The organism is Lentzea roselyniae (genome assembly GCF_039537795.1).
GTDB classification, from domain to species: Bacteria; Actinomycetota; Actinomycetes; order Mycobacteriales; family Pseudonocardiaceae; genus Lentzea; species Lentzea atacamensis.
Window position 1 is genome coordinate 379,136 of the sequence record NZ_BAABBE010000005.1, and the last position, 19,365, is coordinate 398,500.

The 19,365-nt window shown below is 68.3% G+C and carries 14 protein-coding genes; 9 read left to right on the forward strand and 5 right to left on the reverse strand.

Features of this window, described 5'->3' with window-relative positions; all coding sequences use genetic code 11:
- Positions 1-11 precede the first annotated feature (11 nt).
- A complete protein-coding gene (locus ABFX45_RS11660) occupies positions 12-866 on the forward strand; it encodes a M23 family metallopeptidase (protein WP_346129584.1) in 855 nt (284 codons plus the stop codon).
- Positions 867-1,105: 239 nt separating this feature from the next.
- Here ABFX45_RS11660 and ABFX45_RS11665 read toward each other — a convergent pair whose 3' ends face one another.
- Entirely contained in the window at positions 1,106-3,778 is a 2,673-nt protein-coding gene (locus ABFX45_RS11665; protein ID WP_346129586.1) for an AfsR/SARP family transcriptional regulator, read from the reverse strand.
- 53 nt (positions 3,779-3,831) lie between these two features.
- Here ABFX45_RS11665 and ABFX45_RS11670 point away from each other — a divergent pair, with 53 nt between their 5' ends.
- The 5 genes from ABFX45_RS11670 (at position 3,832) to ABFX45_RS11690 (ending at position 11,974) form a co-directional block, all read left to right on the forward strand.
- On the forward strand, positions 3,832-4,293 hold the full coding sequence (locus ABFX45_RS11670; protein WP_428834118.1) for a (2Fe-2S)-binding protein: 462 nt from the start codon (positions 3,832-3,834) through the stop codon (positions 4,291-4,293).
- Positions 4,290-6,098, forward strand: a complete 1,809-nt coding sequence (locus tag ABFX45_RS11675; protein WP_346129588.1) for a molybdopterin cofactor-binding domain-containing protein — start codon at positions 4,290-4,292, stop codon at positions 6,096-6,098. Before ABFX45_RS11670 ends, ABFX45_RS11675 begins: the two co-directional genes overlap by 4 nt.
- 130 nt (positions 6,099-6,228) lie before the next feature.
- Positions 6,229-8,358: a bifunctional diguanylate cyclase/phosphohydrolase gene (locus ABFX45_RS11680; RefSeq protein ID WP_233440252.1), complete on the forward strand. Its 2,130-nt coding sequence runs from the start codon at positions 6,229-6,231 to the stop codon at positions 8,356-8,358.
- A 27-nt stretch (positions 8,359-8,385) separates the two neighbouring features.
- The gene (locus tag ABFX45_RS11685; RefSeq protein ID WP_346129591.1) at positions 8,386-10,356 is read left to right on the forward strand and encodes an APC family permease; all 1,971 of its coding nucleotides are present in this window, start codon (positions 8,386-8,388) and stop codon (positions 10,354-10,356) included.
- Positions 10,357-10,402: 46 nt separating this feature from the next.
- Entirely contained in the window at positions 10,403-11,974 is a 1,572-nt protein-coding gene (locus ABFX45_RS11690) for a tannase/feruloyl esterase family alpha/beta hydrolase (RefSeq protein WP_346129593.1), read from the forward strand.
- Here the strand turns inward: ABFX45_RS11690 and pip are convergent.
- The 3 genes from pip to ABFX45_RS11705 form a co-directional block, all read right to left on the reverse strand.
- Positions 11,971-12,918: a prolyl aminopeptidase gene (gene pip, locus ABFX45_RS11695; RefSeq protein ID WP_346129595.1), complete on the reverse strand. Its 948-nt coding sequence runs from the start codon at positions 12,916-12,918 to the stop codon at positions 11,971-11,973. The genes ABFX45_RS11690 and pip overlap by 4 nt on opposite strands.
- 137 nt (positions 12,919-13,055) lie before the next feature.
- Positions 13,056-13,601, reverse strand: coding sequence for a DUF305 domain-containing protein (locus ABFX45_RS11700; RefSeq protein ID WP_109641910.1), 546 nt, complete (start codon positions 13,599-13,601; stop codon positions 13,056-13,058).
- Between the two features lie 79 nt (positions 13,602-13,680).
- Entirely contained in the window at positions 13,681-14,163 is a 483-nt protein-coding gene (locus ABFX45_RS11705; protein WP_146231886.1) for a hypothetical protein, read from the reverse strand.
- A 256-nt stretch (positions 14,164-14,419) separates the two neighbouring features.
- On the opposite strand from ABFX45_RS11705, the gene ABFX45_RS11710 reads away from it, so the two are divergent.
- Genes ABFX45_RS11710 through ABFX45_RS11720 form a run of 3 tightly spaced genes read left to right on the forward strand, consistent with a single transcriptional unit; the run spans position 14,420 to position 16,798 of the window.
- Positions 14,420-15,136 carry a lytic polysaccharide monooxygenase gene (locus tag ABFX45_RS11710; RefSeq protein ID WP_109641914.1) on the forward strand — a complete coding sequence of 239 codons (717 nt, stop codon included), beginning with the start codon at positions 14,420-14,422 and terminating at the stop codon, positions 15,134-15,136.
- A 4-nt stretch (positions 15,137-15,140) separates the two neighbouring features.
- Entirely contained in the window at positions 15,141-15,740 is a 600-nt protein-coding gene (locus ABFX45_RS11715) for a DUF305 domain-containing protein (protein WP_109641916.1), read from the forward strand.
- Between the two features lie 35 nt (positions 15,741-15,775).
- Positions 15,776-16,798 carry an FAD-dependent monooxygenase gene (locus tag ABFX45_RS11720; RefSeq protein ID WP_346129598.1) on the forward strand — a complete coding sequence of 341 codons (1,023 nt, stop codon included), beginning with the start codon at positions 15,776-15,778 and terminating at the stop codon, positions 16,796-16,798.
- On the opposite strand, the gene ABFX45_RS11725 is transcribed toward ABFX45_RS11720, so the two are convergent.
- On the reverse strand, positions 16,767-19,364 hold the full coding sequence (locus ABFX45_RS11725; protein ID WP_346129600.1) for an AfsR/SARP family transcriptional regulator: 2,598 nt from the start codon (positions 19,362-19,364) through the stop codon (positions 16,767-16,769). The two genes, ABFX45_RS11720 and ABFX45_RS11725, sit on opposite strands and share 32 nt — an antisense overlap.
- Between the last annotated feature and the right edge of the window lies 1 nt (position 19,365).

A 19,365-nucleotide genomic window follows, 5' to 3' on the forward strand; every position in this document is an offset into this window, starting at 1 on the left:
AGGGGAAAACCATGGACATCAAGAGAATGCTCTCCGGAGTGGCAGGGCTCGCGATCGGGCTCGGGGTGCTGGTGATCGGTGGCCCGCAGGCCGGCGCCGCCACCAACTTCGAGATGCCGTTCCCGTGTGGACAGACCTGGCAGGGCAACACCAGGACCGGACACAGCCCGGCACAGGCGGTCGACCTGAACCGCGGCGCGGACGAGGGTGACGCGGTCGTCGCGTCCGCGTCCGGCAAGGTCACCAAGGTTCGCAACGAGGGCAGCACGAGCTACGGCCGCTGGATCGAGATCGACCACGGCAGCGGCTGGACCACGCGCTACGCCCACCTCTCCGCGCAGCGGGTGTCGGTCGGCCAGAGCGTCTCGCAGGGCCAGACCATCGGCAACGTCGGCAACACCGGCGGTTCGACCGGCGCCCACCTGCACTACGAGCAGCTGCTGAACGGTTCGCCGCAGAAGATCAAGTGGAGCGGCGACACGATCCTGTACTACGGCACCAAGAACTACAAGTCGAACAACAAGTGCGGTGGCGGTGCCCCGACCAACCCGTACACGCCGGAAGAGGCGTGCGGCGACGGCTACAAGGTGATCGACGGCGCGAACGTCGAGGGTGCCCGCGTCTCGCTGCTGTACAACGCCGCCAACGGCTACAACTGCGTCGTCGCGATCAAGACCACGAAGCTCGGTACCGCGTCGGACGTCGGTGCGTTCCTCGAGGTGCAGGGTGAGGCTCGCACGACCGACCGCGACGAGTACGGCTACTACGCCGGCCCGGTCAAGAAGAAGGCGCCCGGCAAGTGCGTGAAGTGGGGCGGCATGGTCGGTTCCTCCACCTACACCAGCGGCTTCGAGCACTGTGGCTGATCTCAGGGGCTGACGTCAGGCTCTGATCTCTGATCCAACAGGTTGTCCTTTCACAGACCGGGTGCGCCGAGCGATCGGCCGCCCGGTCTGCGGGTGTTTCAGGCGTGATTCACTGCCACTGACGTCCCGGTCTCTAGAAACGCCGCTCCTGGGAGGAGTGGTGCGTCGGCGGAGTGCGGGGGGACAGGCTTCGGTCAACGCCCTGGGAACGGAGGAGCTGATCGGCCTGCTGCACGGCGTCAGCTGATCACGCTCTCCAGCAGGTTGTCCTTGCGCAGTCCGGGTGTGCCGAGCAGTTCGGCCGCTCTGTCCTCGTGCTTCTCCGCCCCGGTCTTCGCGAGCGTGCGGTGTGCGAGGCCTTCGCCGTACCGGTCACCGCGGGCGCTGGTGATCTCCAGGCAGCGCTGGGCGTCCTTTGTGGCCTCTTCGGTCTTTCCGGCCGCCAGCAACACTTCCGCGCGGCACAGCAGCGCCTGCCACTCGTCGTTGTGCTCGCCCGTCGCCCGGCACAGCTCGATGCACTCGCCCAGCGCGACCTCGGCCTCGTCCAACCGGCCGAGCTTGAACAGCGCCTGTCCCTGAGACGCCAGCGCGTATGCCGTGCCGGCGGCGTCCTGGTGCTCACGGGCGTGCTTCAGGCTCTCGGTGGCCGCTTCGAAGGCCAGTGGGTAACGTCCGGCGACCTGGTGCACCTGTGCCAACGCCGACAGCGGAACCCGTTGTGCGCCAGCGGGGCCGTGCTTCTCGATGAGTTCGACGGCCCGCGCGAGGGTGACCGAGGCCTCGTCCAGTTCGCCCAGCTCACGCTGGATCGTGCCGATGCCGGCGAGCGCACGGCCCTGGCCGAACGGGTCGTCGGCCCGCGCTGCCAGTACCTCTGCCAACTGGGCGCGGGCGGTCTCGAACGAGCCGATCCGGCGGTTGGCCGCGGACTGCACCAGGAGCGCCGTCTGCAACGCGGCCGACGTGTTGATCGTCCGTGCCGCCTGGTTCGCGATCTGGCCGAGCTCGATCAGGTCGGCGACTCTGTCCTGTTTGAACAGATGCGGGTACAGCATGTGCGCGATGGCCAGGGCGTGTTCGGCCAGCGCCGGTTCGGCCATCGTGGATCGCGCGGCCGCGAGCAGGTTCTCCGCCTCGTCGTTGAGCCACTGCAACGGCTCGTCGAGGTCCTGCCGGGTGACGGAGTTCGTGAGCGCGCCAAAGGCGTGTGGGCGCAGTTTCTTCAGCGCCGCGGTCAAAGTCTCGCGGTAGTGCGTGAGCGCACGGGTGAGGGCGGCGTGCTTCTCCTCGTTGGCGTGCTCGGCGCCGAACAGCCGCAGGAGATCGTGCACGCGGTACCGCTCAGGCCCGCACGGCTCCACGAGCTTGGCGTCCACCAACGGATCCAGCACCCGGTCCACGTCGTCCTGCCCGAGCAGCGCCTGCGCCACCGGCTCGCTGACCGTTGGCACGTTCAGGCAGCACAACAGGATGAACGCCCTGGTCGAGGCGTCGTTGAGGCCCTCGAAGCTCAGCTGGAAGCTCGACCTCACGCCGAGGTCGTCGAAGTTGAGCTCGTCCAGCCGGTGCCGCTGGTCCGCGAGCCGGCGAGCCAGCGACCTCGTCGTCCAGTCCGGCCGGCTGCGCAGTCGTGCGGCCGCGATGGTGAGGGCGAGCGGCAGGTGGTCGCAGGCCTTGGCGACCTGTTTCGCGGCCTCACCGTCGTCGCCGAGCAGCTTCACCGCGTCGGCCTCCGGCAACGGGTCGAGCCGGACGTGCCGCGCGCTGAGCGTCGCCAGCATCCGGCGGCTGGTGATCAGCACGGTGGAACCCGCCTCGCCCGGCAGCAGCGGGCCGACCTGTGCCGCGTCCACCGCGTTGTCCAGCACGATCAGGACCTTGCGCCTGGCCAGCGTCGACCGGTAGAGCGCGGCGGCTTCCGAGGTGTCCGTGGGCACCGCGAGCGGTGGTGTGCCGAGCGCGCGCAGGAACCTCCTGAGCACCTCGGCGGAGGACAGCGGCGAACGTCCTGGCGTGGCGCCGTGGAGGTCGACGTACAGCTGGCCGTCCGGGAAACGTCCGGCCATCGCGTGCGCCGCGGCGGTGGCGAGGGCGCTCTTGCCCTGCCCGCCGGGCCCGTGCACGGCGATCACCGTGTCAGCACAGCTGGTGATCAGCTCGATCTCGTCGCGGCGCCCGACGAACGGTTCCGGAGCCTTGGGCAGTTCACGGGGCACGGCCGGGATGTCGCCCTGCAGGATCGCGGCGTGCAGGTCCTTGAGCTCCTGCCCCGGATCGAGCCCGAGCTCCTCCGCGAGATGCCGCCTGCCCTCGTCGTACACCCTGAGCGCGTCCGCCTGCCGTCCGCTGCGGTGCAACGCGACCATGAGGGCGCCCCGCAACCGTTCCCTGGTCGGATGCTCGGTGACGTACCCCGTCAGCTCGCTGACGACCTCGTGGTGCCGGCCCTGCTTGATCGCTTTCTCGACACGTCGCTCGATCGCCCCGAGCCGTTCCTCCTCCAGCTGGTTCGCGAGCTGCGTGTTCGTGGTCAGCTCGGCGAGGGCCGGGCCGCGCCAGTGACTCAGCGCCTCGTCCGGGTCCTCCGCCTCGCGGAACAGCTGCAGGTCGAGCGACCGGTCGGGGATGTCGAGCCGGTACCCCTGCCGCGACCACTTCAGTGAGACCCCGGGCAGGTCCTTGAGAGCGCGCCTGAGCTGGGAGACGTGCACCTGGACGGCCTTGCGTGCGCTGACCGGCGGATCGCCGTCCCACAGGATCGACATGAGGTGGTCGACGCTGACGGTCTGACCGGCGTGCAGAAGCAGCAGTACCAGGACCTGGCTGGGCTGACCGGGGGAGATGCGCACGTCCCGCTGCCCGTGCGTGACGAGCAGCGGCCCAAGCACCCCGAACCGAACGCCGTCCACGGGTGCCACGATATCCGGTCCGAAACCGTGTTGAGGCCGCTACGCTCGGTGACGTGACCATGCACCGGCTGCGAATCAACGGTCAGATCCACGACGTCGACGCCGACCCGGAAACCCCGCTGCTTTGGGTGCTGCGCGACCACCTCGGGGTCACCGGCACCAAGTACGGCTGCGGGGTCGGTGCGTGCGGTGTGTGCACGTCCATAGTGGACGGACAGGCGTTCCGGCCCTGCGAACACCCCGTCGCCGGCCTGCGGGAGCAGGACGTCCTCACCATCGAGGGCGTCGAAGACCATCCGGTGCAGCAGGCGTGGCTGGACGAGGACGTCACGCAGTGCGGGTACTGCCAGCCCGGCCAGATCATGGCCACGATCGCGTTGCTGACCAATCACCCCGACCCGACCGACGAGGACATCGACGAGGCGTTGCGGCACAACGTCTGCCGGTGCGGCACCCATCCCAGGATCCGCAGGGCGATCAGGAACGCCGCCGCGCGGATGAGGGCCGACTCGTGAACCCCTTCGTTCGCATCGACCCGGAATCCGGCCGGATCACGGTCACCGTCCCGGTTCCGGACACGGGCCAGGGCGTGCGCACGGCCGTCGCGCTGATGGTCGCGGAGGAGCTGAAGGTCTCCGTCGAGAGCCTCACGATCGAGCAGGCGGAGGGCGACTCGGACACCTACGGCGAGCAGATCTCCGCCAACTCCAACACGATGCAGCGCCTTCACGAGCCGATCCGCACCGCCGCCGCCACCGTCCGGCAGCTGCTGGTCGAGGCTGCCGCGCAACGCTGGCGGGTCCCAGCGGCCGACTGCCGTGCGTCCGACGGCTTCGTGCGGCACGGCGACAACCGCCTCAGCTATGGCGAACTGGCAGAGGAGGCCGCGAAGCTCACGCCGTCCGATGTCGTCCTGACGCCACACGGCGAATGGCGCGTTCTCGGCAACCCGCAGATCAAACGGGTCGACCAGGACGCGATCGTCACGGGCAAGCTCGCGTACGCCATCGACCAGCCGGCCGACCTGGTCGCGGTCGTCGCCAGACCACCGTGGATCGGCGCCACGCCAACGGGTTTCGACGACACCGACGTCCGCAACGCCGAGGTCGTCCAGCTGGACAACGGTTTCGCGTTGCTCGCCAGGGACACCCACACCGCCCTCAAAGCCAGGGAAGCGCTCAGAACGACCTGGCAGGGCGGCTCTCCGGACGCGGACAGCGACGAGTGGCTGGCCGCCCTCGAAGCCGCCCTGCCGGAAGGAAAAACGCCACCGGGCGACTACGTGGAGAAGATCTACGTCATGCCCATGCTCGCCCACGTTCCGATGGAACCGCCGACGGCGACGGCGAAAGCCTCGGACACCGAAGTCACCGTGTGGGCTCCGACCCAGGCGCCTGATCAGGTGCGCAAACTTCTCGAAGCGGACTTCGCGAAGGTCAGGGTGATCCCGACGCGCGCGGGCGGCGCGTTCGGGCGGAAGTTCGAAGTCGACTTCGTGCTGGAGGCAGTCCAACTCGCACGGCACACCGGCAGGACGGTGAAAGTGCTGTGGACAAGAGACGATGACATGCGACACGACTCGTACCGTCCATTGTCGGTCCATCGCGTACGAGCAACGGTCAACGACGAAGGTCTACCCACGTGGCGGGATCACGCCGTTTCCACATGGCCTCTCTCGTCGGTGCTCGAAGTCACGAGCAACCCCCAGATCATGCAGATGATGGCGAACAAGTATCCGTACGACGTAGAGGGAGAGGTCCACTTCGCCATCTCGCCACCACCGATCAGAACAGGGTTCTGGCGCAGCGTCTACGCAGGTCAGTCCGTTTATGCGGAAGAGATGTTCCTGAGTGAGCTGGACATGGCGGACAACCAGCTCGAACGCCGGCTGAAGCTGTTGACTGACCGGCGCGTCAGAAAAACTCTCGAAGCGGCTGCGGAAGCCCATCACGGAGAACCACAGGCCGTGGCCTGTCATCGTGACTACGGCTCGGCAGTCGCGGTGATCGCCGAAACAATACGGGACGGGCGTACGAAAATCACCGCGGCGGTGGACGTCGGCCCGGCACTGCACCCCTCGGGTGTACGCCAACAGGTCGAAGGCGCGATCATGGACGCGGTCTCGGTGGTCAAAGGTGCGCGAATCACCGTCAAGCAGGGAAAAGTCGTGCAAAAATCGTTCGGGGACTACCCGTGGGCGCGGATCGGCGACACACCCGAGATCAACGTCGTCGTGATGGCGTCGGACGCACCTGTGGGCGGATTGGGTGAGCTGGCGTACCCGGCTGCCGCAGCGGCACTCGGATTTCTTTCACGCTGAAAACAGAACAGGGATTTGCGGTAGCGTCCGGATTAGTGGGTCACCTCATTGGAGTAACGGCGGTGCCGCGATCATCCCAAGTCGGGCATCATCACCTGGCTCGACCAAGTCGTAGAACGAGGGGTCTCGTGTGACCATCTTCCGTGCCGGCCGGACCGGAGCGTGGTGGATGTACCTGGTGGCAGGTCACCTGCTGCTGGGCGTCTACTACCTGATTCCGGTCAGCCCTGCGGGGACAACGGGTCAAACGGTACGAGTGGTGCTCTACTGCACGATCAGCGCCTCGGCGGCGATCGCCACATTCACGGGGGTGCGCCGCAACCGTCCCCAATGGAGGCGGCCTTGGGTGTTCCTCGCACTCAGCCAGGTCGTTTACGCGATCGCCGACCTCACGTTCTACACATCGCACTACGTCTTCAAGTACACGGTTTACCCGTCCTACGCCGACATCTTCTACCTCGGGCACTACCCGTTGATGGTGGCGGGCGTGATCCTGCTGATCCGCCGCCGCACCCCCGGACTCGATCTGCCGAGCCTGCTCGACGCCGCCGTGCTCGCGGTCGTCGCGGGCATGGCGTCCTGGCTCTACGTGATCGGCCCGCAGGCCCGGCTGACGTCACCGGTGCTGGTGAAGGTCGCGTCGCTCGGCTACCCGATGATGGATCTCGCGCTCTTCGTGGTGGCACTGCGTCTGATCTTCGGCGCCGGCCCGCGCCCGCGCGCGTTCATCCTGCTCACGGCAAACCTGCTGGGAATCCTGACCGCGGACACGATCTACGTGCTGCAGCGTCTCGACGGCAGCTACCACGCGGGCAACTTCCTCGACGCCATCTGGTTGTCGGCCAACCTGTGCATGGGTGCAGCCGCACTGCACCCGACGATGGCGCGGCTCGTCGACCGCGCGCACGTCAAGGACGTCGGGCTGAGCCGCGGCCGGATCATCGCGCTGTCGTCGGCGGCGCTCGCCGCCCCGGTGCTGATGCTGATCCACGACGTAGGCCAGTCGTCGCAGGACGTGCTGGTGCTCGCGGCGGGCGGCGCGCTGCTGTCGTTGCTGATCATCGCGAGGCTCGCGGGGCTCGTGGCGGACCAGCGCAAGCTCGCGATCACCGACAGCCTCACCGGGCTGCACACCCGCAGGTTCTTCGAAGCCCAGCTGCCGCTGGAGATCGCCCGCGCGCGGCGCAGCGAGGGCTCGGTGGCGGTGTTCATCATCGACGTCGACCGCTTCAAGTCGATCAACGACAACTACGGCCACCCGGCGGGTGACGACGTGCTCATGGAGGTCGCCGCACGGCTGCGCGCGGCTTCCCGATCAGGTGAAGTGCTCGCACGGTACGGCGGCGAGGAGTTCGCGCTGCTCGTGCCGGACGCCGGGCCCGGCCGGCTGTCCGTGATCGCGAACCGGCTGCGTGAACGCGTCGCGGAGAAGCCGATTCCGGTCAACGCGGGCAACGACGACATCCCGTTGTCCGTCACGGTGTCGGTCGGCTCGGCGAGCTTCCCGACGCACGGCGACGGCCCCGACGACATCGTGGTGATCGCGGACCGGGCGCTGTACGCGGCGAAGGCGGCGGGGCGCAACCGGATCGCGGTCGGCCCTGAGCCGCTGCCCGCGGTCGACCCGGACACCGACGGCGCGATGGCCGAGTTCCTCTGCCAGGTCGCCGACCGGGTGGACGGGTGGCTGCACCGCTACGACCACAGCCGGTCGGTCTCGCGCTGGGCGGGTGTCGCCGCCGGCGAGTTCGGGCTCGACGCGCCGACGATCAGGGTCGCGCAGCTCGCCGGCCGCCTGCACGACATCGGCAAGATCATCATTCCCGAGGTGGTGCTCACCAAGCCGGGGGCGCTGTCGGAGGAGGAGTGGCGGCTGCTGCGCCAGCACCCCGACTTCGGCTACCGGCTCGCACGGATGGTGCCGGGGTTCGCGGGCGTGGCGCACGTGATCAGGCAGCAGCACGAGCGCTACGACGGCGACGGCTACCCGGACGGGCTGCGCGGCGCGGACATCAGAGCCGAGGCGCGCATCCTGTCCGTTTGCGTGGCTTGGGCCGCGATGCGGTCAAATCGTCCACATCAGACAGCGCTGGACGAGAACCGGGCGCGGCGCGAGCTGTGGGCGGGCCGAGGTCAGCAGTTCGACCCGGACGTCGTGGACCTCTTCCTGGACCTGCACACCCAGGGCAGCATCGGAATGCTCCGTCCGTCCGGATTGTCCATTCAGGAGGCTGGCTTCCCCGCCGACTTCAGGCCTTGATCGCCAGGTAGTGGCATGCTCTGCGCCATGAGCACGGAGTACGCCATTCCCGCTGAGGTGCCGAGCCCGGAACGTCCGGCACCGCCGGGTGGGCCGCTGGGGAAGTGGTTGCTCGCGGATCGCGTGGCGCCGTCAGGGCCGGAGAGCCACGACTCGCACGCGAAGCCGCACGCGTGGTGGAAGGTCATGACGCTGACCGGCGTCGACTACTTCTCCACGCTGTCGTACCTGCCGGGCATCGCGGCACTGGCCGCGGGAGCGTTGTCACCGCTCGCGACGCTGCTCATCGTGGCGTTGACGCTGCTCGGCATGCTGCCGATGTACCGGAGGGTGGCGCGCGAGAGCCCGAACGGCCAGGGCTCGGTCGCGATGCTGGAGGACCTGCTGCCGTTCTGGCGGGGCAAGGTCTTCGTGCTGGTGCTGCTCGGCTTCGTGGCGACGTCGTGGATCATCACGATCACGCTGTCCGCGGCCGACGCGTCGGTGCACGCGCTGGAGAACCCGTACGTCCCCGAGTCGTTGCGCGGTTACGAGCTCGCGCTGACGATCGTGCTGCTGCTGATCCTCGGCGGCGTGTTCCTGATGGGCTTCAGCGAGGCCGTGGGCGTCGCGATCCCGTTGGTCGCGGTGTTCCTCACCCTGAACGCCGTCCTGGCCGTGGTGGGCCTCGTGGACGTCTTCGCGACGCCGGACGCTCTCGATCGCTGGATCTCGGCGCTGGGGGCGCACGGCGGCGTCTTCGGTGTCGTCGGCCCGGCGATTCTGGCGTTTCCGTTGCTGGTGCTCGGTTTGTCCGGCTTCGAGACGGGCGTCAGCATGATGCCGCTGGTCTCCGCCTCCGGGAAGACGCCGGAGGAGCGCATGGAGAGCCGGGTGCGCAACACCCGCAAGCTGCTCACCACGGCCGCGTTGATCATGTCCGTGTACCTGATCGCGACGTCGTTCATCACGACGGTGCTGGTGCCGCAGGACAAGTTCGCGGAGGGTGGTCCGGCGAACGGCCGCGCGCTCGCCTACCTCGCGCACGAGCTGCTCGGCGAGGCGTTCGGCACCGTCTACGACATCAGCAGCATCCTGATCCTGTGGTTCGCGGGCGCGTCCGCGATGGCGGGCCTGATCAACATCGTGCCGCGTTACCTGCCCTCCTACGGCATGGCACCGGAATGGGGCCGCGCGGTCCGTCCCGTGGTGATCGTCTACACGATCATCTGCATCATCATCACGATCATCTTCAACGCCGACGTCAACGCGCAGGCCGGCGCGTACGCCACGGGAATCCTGGCGATGATGGTGTCCGGCTCGTTCGCGGTGACGGTGTCCGCGTGGCGCAAGAAGCAGCGCCGAGCCACGATCGGCTTCACCGTGCTGACGCTGGTGCTGGTGTACGCGCTGGTGGAGAACGTGATCGAGAAGCCGGACGGCATCACGATCTCGTTCGGCTTCATCATCGGCATCGTCGTGATCTCGTTGGTGTCCCGCGTCTCCCGCACCACCGAGCTGCGCGTCGACAAGATCAAGTTCGACGAGCAGGCTCGCCGGTTCATCACCGAGACGATCGCGCACGACGACCGGATCACGTTGATCGCTAACCGCCGCCAGGCCGGTGACAGGGCGGAGTACGACGAGAAGGAGAACGAGCAGCGCGGCATGAACCCGGTGCCCGGTACGGCGGACGTGATCTTCCTGGAGATCGACATCGTCGACCCGTCGGCGTTCAGCGACGTGCTGTGCGTGCGGGGCGTGGAGATCGACGGGCATCGCGTGCTGCGCGCCTCCGCTCCGGCAGCGCCGAACGCGATCGCGGCGATCCTGCTGGCGTTGCGCGACTCGACCGGAGTGATCCCGCACGTGCACTTCGAGTGGTCGGAAGGCAATCCGCTCGCGCACCTGTTCCGCTACCTGATCCTCGGTCGCGGTGACACACCACCGGTCGTACGCGAGATCATCCGCTCGGCCGAGGCGGATCCGTCCCGACGGCCACGCGTGCACGTCGGATAGCTGGCAGACTTCCCCCGTACGTCCGACTAATAGGGGGAAGGACGCTATGCATCGCAGGTTTCTGCTCGCCGGTCTCGCTCTCGCACTGGTGGCGGCGGGGATTTCTCCAGCCGCCGCAAGCGAGTCCGCAGAGACGACCGTCCGGCCTGTACGTTCGTGCGCCGATCTGGTGCGCTCGTACGACGTGCCGGACGCTCGCACACGTGTCGCCTCGGCCGTCGTGGTGCCCGCCACCGCAACAGATCCGGAGCACTGCGCCGTCAAGGGAACGATCGAGCCGAACATCGGCTTCGAGCTCAAGCTGCCCACCACGACCTACCGCGGCCGGTACCTGCAGTACGGGTGCGGCGGCTTCTGCGGCGCCGTCATGTTCTTCGGCCAGGTGTTCCCGGAGTGCGGTCCGGCCTTCGGTGACGCGGCCGTGGCGGCGACCGACGACGGCCACGAGGCCCCGCCGGAGTACGTGTTCGACACGAAGTGGGCCGCGAACAACCAGCAGGCCCGCGACGACTACTTCTTCCGCGCACCACACGCGTTGTCGAAGGTGTCGAAGCGGATCATCTCGGTGTTCTACGGCGCCGAGCCGCGCAAGTCGTACTTCAGCGGCTGTTCCAACGGCGGTCGCGAGGCACTCCTGCTGGCCCAGCGCTACCCGCACGACTTCGACGGCATCATCGCGGGGGCGCCGGCGTTCACCTACACCGGCCTGATCGGCTACCAGGCGTGGCTCGCCCGCAACGTGATCCCGCAGGACAAGATCGTCCTCTTGCACGGCGCGGTGATGAAGGCGTGCGACGGCCTGGACGGCCTGGTGGACGGGCAGCTCGAGGATCCCCGGTTGTGCAAGTTCGATCCGGGTTCGCTGGCAGGTCAGCTGACGCCGGACGAGATCGAACGCGCCCGGCGGCTCTACGCCGGACCGGCCGACCACGGCGTGCGTCTCTACCCCGGCGGTCAGGCCTACGGGTCGGAGCTGTCGTGGTCGTCCTGGATCCACCCGTCGCCCCAGTTCGGCGAGGCGATCGCCGCGGGTCTCGCGGACAACGCGTTGAAGCACCTCGTGTACCCGATCGGCAAGCCGCACTCGTCGCTCGCGACGTTCGAGTTCACCGTGCGCGAGTTCCGGCGGCTCGTACCGGAAACGGTGAAGGCGAACGCGATGTCACTGGACCTGCGCGAGTTCCGGCGGTCGGGCGGCAAGCTGATCATCTGGCACGGTGCGGGAGACCAGGCCATTCCGGTGGAGGGCACGCTCGACTACTGGCAGCGGCTGACCGGCGGCCGTACGCCGGACTGGGCGCGGCTGTTCGTCGTGCCGTCGATCTGGCACTGCCAGGGCGGCGACACCCTGACCGACTTCGACCCGTTCAAGGAGCTCGTCTCGTGGGTCGAGGGAGGCCAGGCGCCTCATCGCGTGATCGCCACGGGCCGTGACGCTGCGGGCAACGTCGTGCGCACACGCCCGGTGTTCCCGTATCCGTTGCGCGCCAAGTACGACGGCTCGGGATCGGTGGACGACGCGGCGAACTTCGTGGCGGCACCGGGCTTCGGCTTCTCCGACCGGATCAGGTGGGCCGGCGAGGATCTGTACCACCGGCCCGGACCCGTTGCGCCCTAACGGAACTTCTCGACGGCGGCGGTGATGGCCTGACTCATGCCGTTGCTGTCCTTCGCCTGGTGGCCCGCGTCGTTCAGAATCACGAGTTCGGCGTCGGGCCACCGCTTGGCGATCTCCCACGCGGTGGTGAGCGGTCCGCCGAAGTCGTTGCGGCCGTGGATGAGCACGCCCGGGATGCCGTTGAGCTGGTCCAGGTTGTCCATGATGTAGGTCGGCTCGAGGAAGCAGTCGTTGCCCCAGTAGTGCGTGACCGTCCTCGCGAGCCGGTACCGCACGACCGGGTCTTCGTACGGGGTGCCTTCGAAGTCGTTGTCGCCACCGGTGATGGTGGACAGGTCCCACTTGTTCCAGTCCCACGCGGCTTTCTCGCGCACCTGCGGGTCCGGGGAGTTGAGGAGCCTGTTGTAGGCGAGGGCCAGGTTGCCCTTGCGGTCTTCCTCGGGGACGCCGTTCTCGAAGGCTTCGAAGTGGTCCGGGAAGAACATGCCGAGGCCGCGGGTGATCCACTCGATTTCTTCCGGGCGGCCGGCGGTGACCGCTGGGATGACGATCTCGCTGACGCGGTCCGGGTGCTGGATGGCGTAGGCGAGGATGAGGGTGGATCCCCAGGAGCCGCCTGCCAGCAGCCACTTTTCGATGTTGAGGTGTTCTCGGAGCTTCTCGGCGTCGTTGATCAGGTGCTGGGTGGTGTTGTGCTTCATGCTGGTGGCCGGGTCACTGACGGGCGGGGTGCTCTTGCCCGTGCCGCGCTGGTCCCAGAGGATCAGGTTCCAGTGGGACGGGTCGAAGTCCTGGCGCCAGCGGGGGTTGGAGCCGGAGCCCGGGCCGCCGTGGAAGACGACCGCGGGTTTGCCGTTCGGGTTGCCGCTTGCTTCCCAGTGGATCTGCTGGTCGTCGCCTACTTCGAGCATGCCTTGGGCGTAGGGCTCCACCTGTGGGTACATGGTGGGGAGGGTATTGGGGTGCGGTGGGTGGTGCCGACCGGATTTCGGTGGCGCTGCGGCGGCCGCCGGTACGCCGACACGCCCACTGCGAAGGCGCGGTGGGCGTGTGCCTGGTGCGGATGAAGTTCGTTGGGGCGTCAGGCCTTCTTCTTCGCGGCGATCTGGTCGATGACCTCGGTCTGCGACACGATGATTTTGCCTGCGAGCGCCTTGGAACCCACGTGCACGCCCTGGGCCTGGGCGTCCTTGGCCATGTCCACGCCGCTGCGGAGGTGGCGGGAGAGTGCGGCCAGGAAGAGGTCGTCGAACTGCTTGCCCTGGGCTGCCTTCAGGCCTTCGACGTCCTTGGCGGTCATCATGCCCGCCATCTTGTGGGTGGCTTCGGCGTCGTCGCCGGGGATCGGGATGTTCCAGGAGCGCAGGTAGGTGGACATCTGCTCGATCTCGCCGGCTTCGATTGTGGTGATCTTCTCGGCCACGTCGAGCACGAACTGGTCCTTCGAGCGTTCCAGGGCCACCTTGGAGATGTCGATCGTCTGCCGGTGGTGGGGGATCATTCTCAACGAGAATGTCGCATCCGCCTTGTTGGCCGCCGGTTCGCCGGAGCTGGTAGCGCCGCCGACCGCCGAGCAGCCCGTCAGCGCTAGCAGTCCTAGCACGATGATGAGCAGACGCGCACGCATGAAGCCTCCCGTCTTGGTGTTCCCTGACGAGGGATACGGGTGGCCGTTGTGTCCGGTTCAGTGAAACTTCCGGAGCCGGTCAGCTCAGCTCGTTGAGGGCTTTGACCACGCCGAACACCACGTCGGGGTGGCCCAGCGGGAGTGGCGCCGGGATGCGGTCGTCCGGGGCGTCGTGCGTGCGGACCACCACCTGGGCGAACGTTTCGTCGACCTCCACCTCCGGGTCGACCAGCAGGACCGAGCGGACCAGGTCCTCGTGGTGGCGGACCAGGTCGATCACCTCGGCGGCGATCGGGCCGCTGGTGACCACGTCCAGCACGGTGCGGGGGTCGTCGCGGTGCATGCTGAGGACCCTGTCCACTGTGGACTTCCATTCCGGGGCGGCAGGCACCCTGAGCCACACGACGCGCATCCGGTCCGTCAGTTCTCGCCAGGTGGCGGGGATCTCGTCGTGCGAGGCTTCGCCGGCTGGATCGATCACGAGCACCGTTGCCGATCCGGCGGGGCCGTCGGCCACGACACCGGGGCCGGTCGCCCTGGCGGGCTGGTTCAAATCGCGCATGCCCGGGGCTACCCGCTCTGGCGGTGGTTTGCACTCAATACCAGTGGCGTGATTGGTCCTGGGGCAGGCGGACAGGACCACCTGTGAGCGTGGACTTGTTGACAGCCACCGATTCTTCGTCCGCTTCCGGTGACCGCTTGACCACTTTCCGAACCCAGGTTTATGGTCTAGACCACACCGAAACTGGATCGGCGAGCGATCTAGGTGCTCCCGGTTCCCTCCCCCTGCCATGGGAACGATCCAAGGAGTTCGGACGATGAAACTCACCCGAAAAGCGGCGCTCGTCATGGCCGCGGTCCCTGCAATTGTGTTCATCACGCCGGTCGGTTCGGCGAGTGCGCACGGCTACGTGTCCTCGCCTCCCAGCCGGCAGGCGCAGTGTGCGTCGGGCGCGGTGCAGAACTGCGGTGGTCCCCAGTGGGAGCCGCAGAGCGCTGAAGGCAACAAGGGCCTGGTGACCTGCAGCGGCGAGGATCGCCAGGACTTCGCCGTGCTCAACGACGACAGCAAGCCGTGGCGGGTGACCAACACCGGCACCACCCTGACGATGACCTGGACGTTCACCGCCCGGCACCGCACGCGTGACTACGAGTACTACATCGGCAACACCCGCGTGCACTACGTCGACGGAGGAAACGCGGCGCCGGTCGACCCGGTTCGGCACACCATCAACCTGAGCGGGTTCTCCGGCCGCCAGAAGCTCCGTGCGGTCTGGAACATCGCCGACACGGTGAAGGCGTTCTACTCCTGCGTCGACCTCAACATCGGCGGGACCGGCGGCAACCCGACCCCGCCGCCGACCACGACCAATCCCACGCCACCGCCTGTTGGCGGCACCTGGGCGGCGAACACGTACTACGCGGTCGGCGCGGCGGTGACCTACGGCGGGTCCTCGTACCGGTGCCGGCAGGCGCACACCTCGCTGACCGGCTGGGAGCCGCCGAACGCGGCCTCGTTGTGGGAGAAGATCTGATCCGATGAGGCGCCTGGTGATCGTGGTCGCGGTCCTGGCGCTGGCGGGGTGCGGTGGAGAGGCGATCGTGCCGGGCGGCCAGTCCGCCCACGGCGGGCACGACGCTGCCTCCACCGCACCACCCGCTCCCGCCGCCAGCGCGAGGTTCAACGACGCGGACGTGATGTTCGCTCAGATGATGGTCGACCACCTGCAGCTCGGCATCAGCCTCTCGCAGCTGGCGCTGGCGAAGGCCACCAAGCAGGAGGCGAAGGACCTCGCGGGCGCGATCGACGCGACCCAGCGGGAGGAGCTCGCCATGCTCAAGTCCTGGTTGAAGCTCTGGGGCAAACCGGAGGGTGGCGGTGCGAACCTGCACGCGGCTCACGGTGGCCAGCCGTTGCTCGACGACAAGGTCATCAACGACACCAAGGAGAAGAGCGGAGCCGAGTTCGACCTCACGTTCCTCAACCTGATGGCCGGGCACCAGGGTGCCGCCGTGGAGATGGCCCTCACGGAGAAGAAGGAGGGTTCCAACCCGGAGACCACGGCCTACGCCGAGCGCGTGGCCAGCACCCGGCAGGGCCAGATCGCGCAGATGCTGAAGGTCATCAGCGAACAGTAGGCGTTTGGTCAGCGGCCCGGCGTTCCCTTCCCGGCATGGACGTTTTGATCTCGGGAGCGGGCATCGCCGGGCCCGCACTCGCTCACTGGTTGTCGCGTTTCGGCTTCTCTCCCACGGTCGTGGAACGGGCGCCGTCGCTGCGTGCCGGCGGTCAGGCCGTGGACTTCCGCGGCGAGGCCCACCTGTCCGTGCTCAAACGGATGGGGGTGCTCGACGCGGTGACGGCTGCGAGCGTTTCGTTGCCGGACATGGTGTTCCGCGACCCCTCCGGACGTGAGCGGTGCCGGTTGCCCGCGTCCTTCACCGGTGGCGAAGTGGAGATCCGGCGCGGTGACCTGTCACGGCTGCTGTACGAGGCGAGTGTCTCCGATGCCGAATACGTGTTCGGCGACTGGATCACCTCCCTGCACGACGATGGTGCAGGCGTCGACGTGACGTTCGCGCACGGACGGTCGCGGCGGTTCGACTTCGTCATCGGCGCGGACGGCATGCGCTCCGGCGTGCGGCGGCTGGTCTTTCCCGAGTACCGGCCGAAGTTCCACGGCTACTACTTCGCCATCTGGGACGCCGACTGCGACGACCGCGACATGACGTGCGCGCCAGGCGTGCTCACCGCGCCCGGCTGGCTGATGTTCAAGTCGTCGATACCGCCGGAGCTGATGCCGGACGCGCTGGTGGCGCCGGGTGTCTACTTCGACTCGATCAGCCAGGTGCGGATGCCGAAGGTCAGCTCGGGACGGGTCACGTTGATCGGTGACGCCGGGTACGGATCGACGCTGGGCGGCATGGGCACCGGGCTCGCGGTCGTCTCCGCCTACGTGCTGGCGGGGGAGATGGCCGCTGGAGGCGATGCCTTCGCCAGGTACGAGGCCCTGATCGGCCCGTACGCGCGGGGCTGCCAGGGCAATCCTGGACCGTTCCTCGCACCCGCGACCAGGCTCGGGATGTGGGTGCGGGACCGGATGTTCGGCTTCCTGCCGAAGGCGCCGCTGTTCGCCAGGATCGACCTCCAGCGGGCGACCGCGATCAAGCTTCCCGACTACGCGCCAGTTCGCTGAGCGCGTCCTCGACCTGTTGCTTGGCCGCGTTGTGCATCCAACCGAACCCCAGCTCCTGCTGGGCTTCCCGCAACAGCTGCTCGGCCCTGGCCGGATCGCCCCTGTGCTGGGCGATCTTGGCCAGGCCGGTGTTCGCGAGCGCCCTGGTCGCGGCCAGGCCGGCCTGCGTCGCCATCTCCAACGCCAGCAGGTAGTCGCGCTCGGCCTCGTCCTGGTCGAGGTCGAGCAACCGGTCCGCGCGCCGCCCGCGCAGCTCGGCGAGCTCCTCCACGGCGCCCAGCTCCTCGACGGCCCGCAGTGCCTCGTCGGTGAGGGCCAGTGCCTCGTGCGGGTCTTCGGTGAGGTTGGCCAGCACGTCCAGAACCTGGGCGGAACCCCAGCGTTCACCCAGGTCGTGGAACTGCCGCAGCGCCTCGCGGGACTTCCCGATCGCCAACGCCCGGTCGCCGTCCGCGGTCCAGCTCAGGTAGGCGCTGCTGAAGCCCAGCAGACCCTTGATCCACGGGTCCTCACTGCTCTCCACCTCGTCGTGCAGCCGGATCCGCGGGGTGCTGGGGTCCGGCGGGCCGGCGAGCATGGCCCACGCGATGAGCACGAACGGTTGCTTGATCGGGCCGCTCAGTTCCTGCAGCTTGACCTGAACCCGCTCTGGCGCAGCCAGCGCCAGCAGAATCGCATACTCCTCTGTGGACTCCTCTGGCACTCGCGCGAGGAGTTTTTCCGCCAGGCCTTGGACTTCCGTTCGGCTGCCCTTCACGTACCAGTACCACGACAGCTCACGCACCAGTTGCAGAGCCAAAGCAGGATCGTGGTCGGTGGCCCACTCGACGGCCTGCATCAGGTTCGCGTGCTCGGCGGTGAGCCGCGCGAACCACTGCACCTGGTTCCGCAGGCGCAGCTCGGGATCCGCGCGGCGGGCCAGCGCGTGGAAGTAGGCGGCGTGCTCGGCGTCGACGCGCTTGTGCTGCGAGCAGAACTCGCGGATGGTCACCAGCATCCGGTAGCGGCCGTCGCTCGCCTCCACCAAAGACTTGTCCACCAACGCTTCCAGCACCTCGATGTCGTGCCGGCAGACCTGCTCGACGGCTTCCAGCGTCGCACCGCCGCTGAACGTGGCGAGCGACGCGGCGAGATCGCGTTCGTCCGCGTCGAGCAGGTCCCAGCTCCACTCGACGACGGCGCGCAAGGTCTGGTGGCGGGGTGCGGCGGCGCGATTTCCCTTGATGAGCAAGCGGAAGCGGTCGCCCAGCCGGGAGGAGATCTCCTCCGTCGTCAACGTCCGGGTACGAGCCGCGGCGAGCTCGATCGCCAGCGGCAGGCCGTCGAGCTCGCGGCAGATGTCGACGGTGTGCCGGTCCTGCACGAACGCCGGGTTCACCAGGCGGGCGCGGTCGGTGAACAAGGCCACGCTCTGCTCGGGCTTCAGCGGAGGCACCGGGCACAGCGTCTCGCCGGTGATGCCCAGCGGTTCGCGGCTCGTGGCCAGGACGCGCAACGAAGGACACGTGCTGAGCAGGTGCTGCGCGAGCCGCGCGGCCTCGGCGATCACGTGCTCGCAGTTGTCCAGGATCAGCAGGGCCTCGCGGTCGCGCAACGCCAGCGTGAGCCGGTCCTCCGGCGCGAGCACGGTTTCCTTGAGCCCCAACGCCTGCAGCGTCGCCGCCGGCACGTCCTTCACCGGTGCCAGATCGACGAAGATCGCGCCAGGACCGGCAGCCTGCAGGGCGAGCCGGGTCTTGCCGGCACCGCCCGGGCCGGTCAGCGTGATCAGCCGCGACGTCAGCGACGCGATCCGCCGCAGTTCCTCCTGCCTGCCGATGAAGCTGGTGAGCTGCGCCGGCAGCTCGCGGTGCGTCTGGCCGCGCAGGATCTGCAGGTGAATCGCGCGCAGCTCGGGCGACGGATCGGTGCCCAGCTCCTCCGCCAGCAACGACCGCGCGTCCTCGTACGCCTGCAACGCTTCGGCCTGACGCCCCTGCTGGTTCAGCGCCTGCATCAGGTAACCGCGCAGCCGCTCGTCCAACGGGTGCTGCCGCACCAATGAGGAGATCTCCTGCACGTCGGCCTTGCCGAGCCGGATCCGCGCGGCGATCAGCGCACTGGTTGCCGCCGACCGCTGCTGCTCGAGCCGGGTCGCGTGGTCAGGGGCGTCGACGTCGGCGAGCGCAGGACCGCGCCACAGCCCGAGTGCCTCGGCCAGCAGGGATTCCGCCACCTGCGGATCACCCTGCTCCAACGCCTGCCGCCCGTCCGCGGCGAGCGCGGCGAACCTGTGCGCGTCCACCTGGTCCGGTGCCAGGACCAGCCGGTACCCGGCCGGGTGGAACTCGATCAGCGACGCGTCCCCGAGCGCCCGGCGCAGCCGCGACACCTGGCCCTGCAACGCGTTGGCGGCATCCGACGGCGGCTCGGCACCGTAGAGCTCGTCGACCAACCGGTCGAGCGGGACGATCTCGCCTGCCCGCATGGCCAGCAGCGCGAGCAGGGTGCGCGGCCGCGGCCCACCCACCGCGACCTTGCCGTCCGGGGAGTGCGCTTCAACTGGGCCGAGAATGCCGACGTGCACG